This is a genomic window from Algimonas ampicilliniresistens, from assembly GCF_030159955.1.
Taxonomy (GTDB): Bacteria; Pseudomonadota; Alphaproteobacteria; order Caulobacterales; family Maricaulaceae; genus Litorimonas; species Litorimonas ampicilliniresistens.
Genome location: NZ_BSNK01000001.1, coordinates 1,585,039 through 1,596,405, shown reverse-complemented (window position 1 = coordinate 1,596,405; position 11,367 = coordinate 1,585,039). Strand labels below are relative to the sequence as shown.

Annotated in this window: 10 protein-coding genes; 8 read left to right on the top strand and 2 right to left on the bottom strand. The window is 56.2% G+C overall.

Annotated elements, in window-relative coordinates; translation table 11 throughout:
• Positions 1-32 precede the first annotated feature (32 nt).
• The 3 genes from QQL54_RS07610 to QQL54_RS07600 are packed head-to-tail and all read left to right on the top strand — an operon-like array spanning position 33 to position 2,531.
• Complete coding sequence (locus QQL54_RS07610) at positions 33-995, top strand: oxidoreductase (protein ID WP_284389257.1); 963 nt, start codon at positions 33-35, stop codon at positions 993-995.
• Between the two features lie 55 nt (positions 996-1,050).
• A complete protein-coding gene (gene lipA / locus QQL54_RS07605) occupies positions 1,051-2,022 on the top strand; it encodes a lipoyl synthase (RefSeq protein ID WP_284389254.1) in 972 nt (323 codons plus the stop codon).
• Entirely contained in the window at positions 2,022-2,531 is a 510-nt protein-coding gene (locus QQL54_RS07600) for an SRPBCC family protein (protein ID WP_284389252.1), read from the top strand. Before lipA ends, QQL54_RS07600 begins: the two co-directional genes overlap by 1 nt.
• On the opposite strand, the gene QQL54_RS07595 is transcribed toward QQL54_RS07600, so the two are convergent.
• Both QQL54_RS07595 and QQL54_RS07590 read right to left on the bottom strand, forming a co-directional pair.
• Positions 2,511-3,005 (bottom strand): CinA family protein, encoded by a 495-nt coding sequence (locus QQL54_RS07595; RefSeq protein WP_284389250.1) that lies wholly within the window; start codon positions 3,003-3,005, stop codon positions 2,511-2,513. The two genes, QQL54_RS07600 and QQL54_RS07595, sit on opposite strands and share 21 nt — an antisense overlap.
• Positions 3,005-4,138 (bottom strand): bifunctional 2-C-methyl-D-erythritol 4-phosphate cytidylyltransferase/2-C-methyl-D-erythritol 2,4-cyclodiphosphate synthase, encoded by a 1,134-nt coding sequence (locus QQL54_RS07590; RefSeq protein WP_284389248.1) that lies wholly within the window; start codon positions 4,136-4,138, stop codon positions 3,005-3,007. The genes QQL54_RS07595 and QQL54_RS07590 overlap by 1 nt, the downstream gene beginning before the upstream one ends.
• A 64-nt stretch (positions 4,139-4,202) precedes the next feature.
• Between QQL54_RS07590 and dusB the strand changes: the two genes are divergently transcribed.
• From dusB to ntrX, 5 genes are all read left to right on the top strand, one after another.
• The gene (dusB, locus tag QQL54_RS07585) at positions 4,203-5,198 is read left to right on the top strand and encodes a tRNA dihydrouridine synthase DusB (protein ID WP_284389433.1); all 996 of its coding nucleotides are present in this window, start codon (positions 4,203-4,205) and stop codon (positions 5,196-5,198) included.
• Positions 5,195-6,244 (top strand): two-component system sensor histidine kinase NtrB, encoded by a 1,050-nt coding sequence (locus QQL54_RS07580; RefSeq protein WP_284389246.1) that lies wholly within the window; start codon positions 5,195-5,197, stop codon positions 6,242-6,244. Before dusB ends, QQL54_RS07580 begins: the two co-directional genes overlap by 4 nt.
• Entirely contained in the window at positions 6,234-7,547 is a 1,314-nt protein-coding gene (locus tag QQL54_RS07575) for a sigma 54-interacting transcriptional regulator (protein WP_284389242.1), read from the top strand. Before QQL54_RS07580 ends, QQL54_RS07575 begins: the two co-directional genes overlap by 11 nt.
• A 96-nt stretch (positions 7,548-7,643) precedes the next feature.
• The gene (locus QQL54_RS07570) at positions 7,644-9,917 is read left to right on the top strand and encodes an ATP-binding protein (protein WP_284389241.1); all 2,274 of its coding nucleotides are present in this window, start codon (positions 7,644-7,646) and stop codon (positions 9,915-9,917) included.
• Positions 9,914-11,338: a nitrogen assimilation response regulator NtrX gene (gene ntrX, locus QQL54_RS07565; protein ID WP_284389239.1), complete on the top strand. Its 1,425-nt coding sequence runs from the start codon at positions 9,914-9,916 to the stop codon at positions 11,336-11,338. Before QQL54_RS07570 ends, ntrX begins: the two co-directional genes overlap by 4 nt.
• Positions 11,339-11,367: the final 29 nt, after the last annotated feature.

Sequence of the window (11,367 nt, the reverse complement as noted above, 5' to 3'; positions counted from 1 at the left end):
GTGATCGCGTCATTTGTGCGTAGGGTGCTGTCATGATCAAACCTAAGCCTCTCTTCAAAAGCATTAAACGCGGATGGACCCCGGATCGCATGGGGGATCAGTCCGGTAAGACCATTTTGATTACGGGTGGGAACTCCGGAATCGGACTGGATGCGGCGAAAATACTGGCCGCGCGTGGAGCGGATATACTGCTCTGTTCGCGAACTCTGGCCAAGGGTGAAGCGGCCGTGGCGGAGGTGAATGCGCTCGGCGGAGGCACGGCGACATTGGTTCAACTAGATTTGGCCGATTTGGCGTCGATCCAAGCCGCGGCTAAGCAAGTGAAGACTTTATCGCCCAAGCTTGATGTGCTGATCAATAATGCGGGCATCATGCAGACACCAAAGCTGAAAACCAAAGATGGGTTTGAGTTGCAGCTCGGCACCAATCATCTTGGACATTTTTTGCTCGATGGGCTGTTGTTCCCATTGGTCGCGGCGGCGTCGGGTCGAATCGTGACTGTTGCATCCATCGCGCACAAGTTTGGTCGACTTAACCTGAAGGACCTGATGTATGAGCGTACGGTCTACAACCCGTCTGTGGCTTATGGTCAGAGTAAGCTCGCCAACCTCATGTTTGCTTTGGAGTTACAACGAAAATTGGACGCTGCTGGAAGTGACGTAACGAGTTACGCGGTTCACCCGGGTTATTCGTCGACGGAATTGACGAGCACGGGCCCGACGGGGCTTCTGAGGCTGATTTACAAGCCAGTCACAGCTATATTGGCGCAACCATCCAAATACGGGTCTTATCCGACAGTTTTAGCGGCGTCAGACCCGAATGCTCGTCCCGGAGGGTATTACGGACCGACGGGCGTTCAAGACATGCGCGGCCCGGTGGGCGACGCCGCGGTTCATCCAAAGGCGCTCAGACAGGATAAGGCGGCTAAGCTGTGGGAGCAGAGCGAAGTCTTGGTTGGTTTCGATTGGGATAGCGTGCTCGGAGCCGCAAGCTAGCCACCCGCATTCGCCTCTTGTGAATTGAGGCGGCGCACGCCAATTACGGGCTCTTATGGCTACGCTTATCGATCTTCATAACAGACCCGTTCCGGCGAAGCCGAGACATCCGGAAAAGGCCAATCGGCCTGAGACTGACGTGCTGCGCAAACCGAAATGGATCAGGGTCAAGGCGCCGACCTCTGAAGGTTATGCTGCGACGCGCAAAATCGTGAAGGACAAGGGTCTTGTCACGGTTTGCGAAGAGGCGGCCTGTCCCAATATCGGGGAATGCTGGGAGAAAAGCCATGCGACCTTCATGATCCTTGGCGAGATTTGCACCCGCGCTTGTGCGTTCTGCAATGTTGCGACGGGACTACCGCAGGATGTTGATGCTTATGAACCGGGCAAGATTGCCGAAGCGGTGTTTGAGATGGGTCTGCAACATGTCGTGATCACGTCGGTGGATCGGGATGATCTGGCCGATGGCGGTGCGCAGCATTTCGTAGACGTGATCGAAGCGATCCGCTCCAAATCACCGAAAACGACCATTGAAATTCTAACGCCGGACTTTTTGCGTAAGGGCGATGCTCCAAACCGGGTGATCGATGCCCGTCCAGATGTGTTCAACCACAATCTGGAAACCGTGCCGCGTCTCTATTTATCGATCCGTCCCGGTGCGCGATATTATCACTCTTTGCGTCTGCTAGAGCGAGTGAAAGAGCGGGATCCGAGCCAGTTCACGAAGTCCGGCCTGATGGTTGGCTTGGGTGAAACCAAGGAAGAGGTCATGCAGGTGATGGACGATATGCGTTCCGCCGGGATCGATTTTCTAACCATTGGCCAATATTTGCAGCCCACACGGCGTCACGCAGAACTCAAGCGCTTCGTGACACCGGAAGAGTTCAAAGCCTACGAGACAATCGCCCGCGCTAAAGGTTTTCTGATGGTGGCGGCGAGCCCGCTGACACGGTCTTCCTATCACGCAGATAGTGATTTTGCGCAGCTTCGCGCGGCTCGCGATGCCAAGCTTGGGGCGGGTGCTTAGTGCCGTCTACGAGTTTCCTAGAGCGAGTTCCGCATGCGCCCGATTGCGTGATGAGCCTTGTCACTGATGTTGAGCGCTACCCCGATTTCATCCCGGCGATGAGCGCGCTGCGTAAGACCAAGGACTTACCGGACGGGTTCGAAGCCGAGGCGATGATCAATTATAAAGGTATCGCTGAAACATTCGCCTCACGCATCAAAACCGACGCGGAGCAACGCATTATCGTCGTTGAAAAGTCGAGAAAAGGCGGGCCCGTAAAAAAGCTCTACAACCGCTGGCAATTTCATGAACTCTCCGACGGGTCGACTTTGGTTGATTTCCAAGTCGAAGTCCGGCTCGTCTTTCCTTTAGAAACACTCTTGAAACAGAAATTTGATGAAGCCCGAACGGTGATCAAAGATATCTTTGTCGAACAAGCGGCGGAGCATTGCGAGATTGTCGCGCCCGGCGGGGATGTAGACTTAGTCGCAGAAGCGGCGCGTCTCGACCTATCCCACCGCCTCGCTTAGGCATTTCATCGCGTGCATGACGGCGTAATCGCGGACACGATTGCGCGTCATATCGGCAAAAAGCTGTGTTTCGCTGCTGACCCCATCCGAAGTCGCCAAGCCAAAGCAAACTGTGCCGATGGGTTTCTCTGCTGATCCACCGCCGGGTCCCGCGACGCCGGTGATAGAGATGGCCAGATCGACGCCCAATCGCTCTCTCGCCCCCGCCGCCATTTCTCGTGCTGTATCTTCGCTGACGGCCCCATGCTTGCGCAGAGTGTCGTGAGAAACGCCGACTAGCCGCTCTTTTAGGTCATTAGAGTAAGTCATGAACCCACCCATAAAAACCGTTGAGCTGCCGGGCATGGCTGTGATCGCGGCGCCGAGGAGACCGCCTGTACAGCTTTCGACCACGCCAATCGTCACGCCGCGCGTCTGTGCTTTCTCTAGCAAGTCCTTCGATAGGCGGAAGATATCGGCAAGAACCGGATCCATTAGACTGGAAGCTCGACTGTGGCCAAGGCCTGCGCGGCAATACCTTCTTTGCGCCCGGTAAAGCCAAGCGTTTCGGTTGTCGTGGCCTTGATCGAGACGCGCGCGACCGAAAGCCCCGTAATCTCAGCAACACGCTCTCGCATGGCCTCGCGATAGGGTTTTACTTTTGGTGCTTCGCAAATGATCGTCAGGTCGATGTGACGAAGTGTGCCTCCGGCTTGTTCGGCAAGATGGATCGCATGGCGCAAAAATTGGTCAGAACTCGCACCTTTCCATTGCGGATCAGAGGGCGGGAAATGGTCGCCAATATCCCCTTGAGCGACAGCGCCGAGGATGGCGTCTGTAATCGCATGAAGCCCGACATCGGCGTCGGAATGGCCGACCAGCGTGTATCGACTTTCAACTTCGACACCACACAGCCACAGCGGTAGATCGCTCTCGGCCAATTTGTGTACGTCAAAGCCGGATCCTGTCACGGTTAGGGTCGATGTCGATAGCATGGCGTCCGCTTTGGCGAAGTCTTCCGGCCAGGTCACCTTGAAATTCCGTTCAGAGCCGGCTGTGAAGGCGAGTGATAATCCGGCCTCTTTCGCAACAGCGATGTCATCATGAGCGGACGCGTCAGGGGGCAGGGCGTCGAAAGCGGCTTTGATCTTGGCGTAGTTGAACGCCTGCGGCGTCTGGACACGGTGCAAGCGATCGCGGTCGACAGATGTGAAATCGACCGACTTTACGGCGTCTATGATGGGGAGAGCAGGGACTGCGCCGTCATGGGTTTCGAGGGCCGCGAGCAAAGGTGATATCAGCTCGGCATCTAGAAAGGGGCGCGCCCCATCATGGATCATCACGAATCTCGGTGGCTTGTCGGCCAAAGCGTCCAAACCCGCCCGGACGGAAGCGGTGCGGGATGCGCCGCCCTCGACAACCGTTACATCTGGAAACAAGTCTGCGGCCTGATCATCATCTGGCGCAACGACAAGCACTGTGCGGTCAAACAATCCTGTATTTGATGCATTATTGAGCGTGTGTTCAAGGAGCGGAATTCCGCGTAACAATCTGTATTGCTTTGGTATTTTACCTCCGGCGCGTTCGCCGCGCCCAGCGGCGACCAAAATTAGTGCGCAGTGGGTCAATATCGTCGGTCTCCGGTGCTGAAATATTGTGCGCGAGCATGCGCTCGGCTAGGGCTGCCCTGTGATGCCAAACCCAATCCAGATCGGCAAGCTGAGCTTACGCTCACGTGTCCTTGTCGCGCCCATGTCGGGCGTAACTGATTTGCCGTTCCGGCGGATACTCTCGCGCTTCTCCCCGGGCGCTGTTGTTTCAGAGATGGTCGCGGGTGAAGGGCTGGCCAAGGACGATCCGGAAAATGTCGCACGCGCAGCCGGCGGTGCGGACATAAAACCAATGGCGGTGCAGCTTGTCGGTCGTGATCCGCATTGGATGGCCGAAGGGGCGAAAAAGCTAGAAGATGCGGGTGCCGACCTCATCGACATCAATTTCGGCTGCCCGGCCCGCAAGGTTGTTACCGGTATGTCGGGTTCAGCCTTAATGCGCGAACCAGCACTAGCGCGGGACATTGTCGAGGCTGTTGTGAAGGCCGTTTCAGTCCCGGTTAGTGTCAAGATGCGGCTGGGCTGGGATGATGCAAGCCTGAATGCCCCGCAGATTGCCGCAGATGCCGTCGCCGTCGGTGCCGTCGCGATCACAGTGCACGGGCGGACGCGATGTCAGTTCTACGAAGGTGTTGCGGATTGGGCGGCCGTTCGACCAACCAGCGAGGCGCTTAGCGTCCCCGTCTTCGTCAATGGCGACATTGCAGATGGCTCCAGCGCCATGACCGCTCTGGCACGTTCTGGCGCTGACGGCGTGATGGTCGGTCGGTCTCTGATCGGTCGGCCTTGGGCGCTCTCGCCGATCATGGCGGCTGTCGATGGAACAGCCGAACCGGATAGATTGTCAGCGTCGGAGAAAACGCGGCACACGCTCGATCATTATGCAGAAATGCTGGATTTCTACCCCGAACGCAAAGCGGTTCGCGTCGCGCGCAAACATCTGATCGGATATGCGACAGAAGCCGGATTAAAGGACGATGATCCTGTGCGTCAGCGCTTGGCCCGTTCTGATGATCCAGACGAGGTCCACGAAATCTTGTCCAATCTGTTTACAGATCAGCGGCGGAGCGCGGCATGAGCACGTCTCTGATTGAGGATTGGCCCTTTCCGATGTTCGAGGTCGATGAAGGGCTCATCCGCTTTGCCAATCTGTCCGCGCAAGAATGGACGGGCGACAGTTTAAAGCGGATGAGCGGCAAACCGATCGCAGAGATCGTGAAAACCCAACCTGATCTGGTCGAGCAAATGGCAAAATCACGCGACACAGCGACTGCGCTTACGACGCGCGGCTGTCAGGCGACCTTGCCCAGTGGCGTCACGCTGACCTGCCATGTGACGGTCTTCCCTGTGGAAGGCGGATCGCAGGGCGTGTCCTTCTGGCTAGCGGGTCCCAGACCCCGGGCCAGCGCTATGGGCGTACCCGTGGTTTCCGGCATGGGACGAATGATCGCCCATGAGCTGAAGAACCCACTCGCGGGCATTAAGGGTGCCGCGCAATTGCTGCGCGATGATGTGCCGACGGATGAGGGGCGAGCGCTGCTCGATTTGATTGGCTCGGAAATCGACCGAATTCGGCGACTTGCAGACCGAATGGAAACCCTTGGTGATAGCGATCCAGACCATATGGACTCGGTCAATATTCACACGGTGCTGCGACAGGCGCGTCGGATCGTGCAATCGGCTGAACCGCGCCTTGTTTTCACTGAACGTTATGATCCATCGCTGCCTCACGCGGCTGGCGATGCGGACACGCTGATGCAGGCGTTACTGAACCTGATCCGCAACGCGCAGGACGCGCTTTGCGATACGGATAACCCCGAAATCGAATTGGCCACGACCTTTCGTAGCGGCGTCACAGGGCTCGGCGAAAATGGGCGGCAGGGCCGACATCTTCCGATCCAGATCAATGTGACAGATAATGGGCCGGGCATTGCCGATGATCTGCAAGATCATATCTTTCAACCCTTCGTATCGACCAAACGGGATGGGCAGGGACTGGGTCTCGCGCTCGTCTCCAAAGTGACCAAAGCGCATGGCGGACTGGTCGAAGTTCGCTCTAGGCCGGGCCGCACGACCTTCTCAATTCTTCTCCCCGCTCCGACAGGAGAGTACCATGAAGTATGACGTTCTGCTCGCTGATGATGATGACAGTATCCGGCTCGTTCTATCAAAAGCCCTGACCCGCGCGGGTCACACGGTCCGCGCGACCGACAATCCGGAAACGCTTTTAAAATGGGCCGAAGCGGGTCATGGCGACATCGTCGTGACAGACGTTATGATGGATGGGCGCGAGGTGTTTGAAAGCCTGCCCACGCTGACGCAGATGCGGCCCAACCTGCCGATTATTGTGATTTCAGCGAACAACACGGTCAATACAGCCATCAAATCTGGCCAGCACCGTGTGTTTGAATATGTGCCTAAACCGTTCGATCTGGATGAAATCACCAGTGCGGTCGCGCGCGCCGGACAGACCGTAGGTCCACGGCGGGCCAAGGTTCCGCAAGGGCGTGGGTTGCCAATGATCGGGCGCTCTGCCGCGATGCAGCCTGTTTTCCGGGCTGTGTCCCGCTTTGCGGCGGCCAATCTGCCGGTCCTGATACAAGGCCCCGTCGGAACTGGGAAAGATCTCGTCGCGCGCCTTCTGCATGATGGCGGGCCCCGTCGGGAGCGACCATTTTTGCGCACGAGTGAGTATGAAAACACATCTCTGACACTCCAGAAAGTTAACGGCGGTGACCTTTATATTGATGAGGTCGCGGAATTATCGCCGACGCAGCAGGAACGCCTGCTGGCGTTCTTGACTGAGAGCGAGTTGATTCCAGCTTCTGATCGTCCGCGCGTTATCTGCGCCACACGTAAGGATCTGCGGCGAGAGGTCGAAGAGGGTCGCTTCCGCGATGATTTATTGTTCCGCATCAATGTCGCCGAAATTCGAATTCCACCCTTATCTGAACGTGATCGCGACACGATCGAGTTGGCCGAAGCGTTTCTGTCACTCGCCAGCCCCAGCCAGTCGCGGCGGTTTTCAACCGATGCACTCGAAGTGCTGCACCGTCACGAATGGATTGGGAACGTTAGAGAGTTGGAGAACATCGTGCGCCGTTTGGCAGTCCTCTATTCGGATGACGTGATCTCGGCTGACATGGTCTTACAAGAATTTTCCAAGGATATTCGCGCCAATGATAATGATACGGACGCGTCTGATAAGTTTGAGCGGCAATTGGCGCTCGCTTGCCGGGCATTGCTGGATGGAAGCGAACCAAGCGAAGATGGGTCGCATTATCAGACTGCGATGGCTTGGATCGAAAAACCGCTCATCACGGAAGCTTTGCGCGTTACGGGCGGCAATCGCGCCAAGGCCGCGGACCGCCTGGGCATCCACCGGAACACATTGCGTACACGTCTGAAATCACTAGATTTGCAGTAACGAACCGACTTCTATTGTTGAAAACAGGTCACACTGCTGTAAACTTGCAACAGTCTGCTCTGGCGAACACCGTCGGGCGCTGAATTTTGGAGCCGGATGGCGGATGCGCTGGCCATAGTTGAACCGGCGCGAACCTCTGTTCGTACGCCAGTTTTCAGTCGCTCATTGGCGACGGCTGAGCCGGGGCGTTTGCCCCGTATTGCCCGCTCTGCGGCTTTTGGTGCCTTCTTTGTCTCGGCGATTGTGCTGACGGTTCTCGGGGCTCTGCTGAGCTTTAGCTCAGATGAGGCTCAACTCAGAACGGCTTTCACCATTCTCAAAGCCAATATGGCGCTGATTTTAGCCATTGCGTTCTTTCTTGGTTATCGTGTTCGAAAGACACTTTTCGGTCCAACCCGACGCGACTCTGCGCCTTTACTACACCGACGATTTGTCCTGATCTTCAGCCTCGCGGCCTTATTTCCTGCCATCATTATCGGGGCGTTCTCTGCGTCTTTGATCAGTCAGAATATTACCGGGCTGTTTGGCTCCGATGTGCAAGAAAACATGGAAAGCGCGCGCGGCATTCTGTCTGACTATGTTGATCAGGAACTATCTGAATTGGCGAGTGACCTCGCGCTTGTGCGTCAAACTTTGGACGACCGAAAGTTTGGTGTCAGCGACCGTATATCGCTGAGCGCGGAATTGCAGATTATTGCGCGGGTTCGGGACCTGGATGCCGTTGTTTTGCTGATGGATGACGGACAGGTTCTAGCGCAAGCCTTAGGCCCCCGTGCACCTGCGTTCGAAGTTCCGCGGCCTGATTTACTGCACGATGTTTCGGCTTCCAATGCAGAGTTTCTCAGCAATGATGAAAAAAACTATCTAATCGCCCTGATCCGGCTTCAGGCGGATAGCGATATGCTCCTCTACACAGGACGACGGTTGCGATCCTCTTCCGAGGTTCTGTCGAACATTCGCGGGATTGAGGATGCTTCGCTTAAAATTGACACGTTCACGGCCAATCAGTCCCGAATGAACCGCATATTCGCGTTGACCTTTATCGAAACAGCTCTGTTGCTATTGATGGCGGCGATCTGGCTCGGCCTTGTCTTAGCCAACCGTATCATCCACCCAATCTCATCGCTTGTGACTGCTGCGGAACGGATCCGAGGCGGCGATATGAGCGCGCGGGTGACCGTGTCCGAAGAGTGGGGCGAAATCTCCGATCTTGGCAGTGCCTTCAACCGAATGACGCAACAGCTTAATAGCCAGCGCGATGAGCTGGTGCGTGAACATGACGTCTCTGAGCAGCGACGCCAGTTTTCTGAAGCGGTTTTGTCCGGTGTTCGCGCGGGCGTTCTCGGTCTCACGGAAAGCGGACGCATTACGCTGATCAACGCGTCCGCTGAACGATTATTAGGATTGCCAGCCGAAGCGGCACTGGATCGACCGATTGCTGACCTTTTGCCCGAATTTGGACCGGCCTTTGCGCGGGCTCGGGAAAGCGTGACGAATTCGGCCGAAGATCAGATTGCCTATGAAACAGATGTCGGTTCGATCAATCTCGACGTTCGGGTTGCCAGCTATCAGGGTGCCCGTCGCGATACAGGCTGGGTGGTGACGTTTGATGATATGACGCGTTTGGTCGCAGCGCAGCGCCAATCGGCGTGGCGAGAAGTGGCGCGCCGGATTGCTCACGAAATTAAAAACCCACTGACTCCAATCCAACTGTCTGCGGAACGTCTATCGCGCAAATATGGCCCGGTGCTGACTGAGGACCGAGACGTTTTTGATAACTGTACTCAGACGATCATTCGGCAAGTTGGATCATTGGAGCGCATGGTGGACGCGTTTTCTGCCTTTGCGCAAATGCCGCAACCAGAATTTGAGGCCGTGGACCTGACGGACATTCTCTCGGACGTCTTGTTTGAGCAGGGCGTGGCGTTCCCAGGTATTCAGTTCACCCGAACGGGGTCTTGGGCTTTGCAACAGCCGGTTCGAGGTGATGAACGTCTGCTCACCCAGGCCCTCACCAATATCTACAAAAACGCGGCTGAGGCTGTGCTGCGTGAGGCGGATCATCGCGAGGATAGCTGGTCGGGGCAGATTGAAACCTCTATTCGTCAAACAGCCGAGCGGGTCGAAATTATCGTTCGAGATAATGGCCCAGGCTGGCCGATGAACGATATTGACCGGTTACTGGAACCTTATGTGACCACACGCGAAGGGGGGACAGGTCTCGGCCTGCCCATCGTTAAACGTATTGTTGAAGACCATGCGGGCACGATTGATCTCAGTCCGCGTGAAGACGGCCAACCGGGTGCGCAAGTCGTGATTTCTCTTGAACGCGACATTTCACAGACAATCAACGAGGATGCTGCCGAATGACGATGACTGATCGAACTCTCTGCGCGCAAGATATACTAATCGTTGAAGATGAGGCGGATATCCGGTCGTTGATCGCCGGTATCTTACAGGATGAGGGGCACGAAACGCGTGAGGCGAGTACGTCTGAAGAGGCGTTGAATGCTGTTCGGGCGCGCGAGCCTAATCTAGTTATTCTGGACGTGTGGCTCAAAGGGAGCTCGATGGACGGGATCGAATTACTGGATGTTCTCAAGCAAAATGCGCCGGACTTACCCGTGATTATTATCAGCGGCCACGGGACCGTCGAAACAGCCGTCTCTGCGATCCGAAAAGGGGCCTATGACTATATCGTAAAGCCGTTCAACTCTGACAAATTGATCGTAACCGCCACCCGCGCGTTGGAAGCGGCACAGTTGCGAGAGGAAAATCGAGAACTGAAAGACAAGGCGCCATCCGATAACATGCTGATCGGGGACAGCCCGCAGATTGCGCAACTTCGCCAGAAAATTATGCGGATCGCCTCGACCAATTCACGGGTTCTAATCTCGGGTGCGTCGGGAACGGGCAAAGAGTTGATTTCCCGCATGATCCACCGTCAGAGCAATCGATCAGGAGGGGCATTTCGTGCCGTTAATGCGGCGTCTATGGTGCCGGAACGGGTCGAGGAGGAACTCTTCGGCATAGAGGGGCCTGATGGCGTCGAGAAGTCGGGACTTCTTGAGAGGGCACATAACGGCACGCTTTATATTGATGAAGTGGCGGATATGCCGCTCGAGACACAAGGCAAACTGCTGCGCCTTCTGGTCGAGCAGAGATTCCAGCGCCTTGGTGGGCGCGACGATGTCCAAGTCGATGTTCGCGTGATTACGTCCAGTTCGCGCGATTTGGCAGAACAGGTGCAACTGGGTTTATTTCGCGAAGATCTCTATCACCGTCTTAATGTGATGCCATTGGAAGCGCCGCCGCTGTCGGACCGACGAGATGACATTCCGGCTCTGGTTGCCTTTTTCATCGAACAGTTATCGTCATCCACGGGCTTGCCAAAACGCGAGATTGGCGCGGATGCGATGGCGGCGCTGCAAGCCCATGATTGGCCCGGAAATGTGCGTCAATTGCGCAATAATGTTGAACGGTTGCTGATCCTAGCCACGGGTGATCCGACACAGCCGATTACACTCTCGACACTGCCGCCAGAAGTTTCTGTCGTGCGCGGCGGGGAAGGGCCTGGCGAGAATGAACGCATGATCGCGTTGACACTTCGCGACGCGCGCGAACATTTCGAACGCCAATATTTGCAAGCCCAGATCGACAGGTTTGGCGGTAATATTTCACGCACAGCAAGCTTTGTGGGGATGGAGCGTTCCGCCTTGCATCGCAAACTCAAGTCGCTAGGCTTGAACACGAGCAGCGGCACGTCCGCCGCCCAAGCGAACGCCGACTAAGGATGTTCGTCTTTGCGGCTTATCGCCGC

Excerpts from the sequence above, each read along its gene's own strand:
- lipA (WP_284389254.1), top strand. The coding sequence starts at position 1,051 with ATGGCTACGCTTATCGATCTTCATAACAGACCCGTTCCGGCGAAGCCG.
- ntrX (WP_284389239.1), top strand. The coding sequence starts at position 9,914 with ATGACGATGACTGATCGAACTCTCTGCGCGCAAGATATACTAATCGTT.
- QQL54_RS07595 (WP_284389250.1), bottom strand. The coding sequence starts at position 3,005 with ATGGATCCGGTTCTTGCCGATATCTTCCGCCTATCGAAGGACTTGCTA.
- QQL54_RS07570 (WP_284389241.1), top strand. The coding sequence starts at position 7,644 with ATGGCGGATGCGCTGGCCATAGTTGAACCGGCGCGAACCTCTGTTCGT.
- QQL54_RS07610 (WP_284389257.1), top strand. The coding sequence starts at position 33 with ATGATCAAACCTAAGCCTCTCTTCAAAAGCATTAAACGCGGATGGACC.
- QQL54_RS07575 (WP_284389242.1), top strand. The coding sequence starts at position 6,234 with ATGAAGTATGACGTTCTGCTCGCTGATGATGATGACAGTATCCGGCTC.
- dusB (WP_284389433.1), top strand. The coding sequence starts at position 4,203 with ATGCCAAACCCAATCCAGATCGGCAAGCTGAGCTTACGCTCACGTGTC.
- QQL54_RS07580 (WP_284389246.1), top strand. The coding sequence starts at position 5,195 with ATGAGCACGTCTCTGATTGAGGATTGGCCCTTTCCGATGTTCGAGGTC.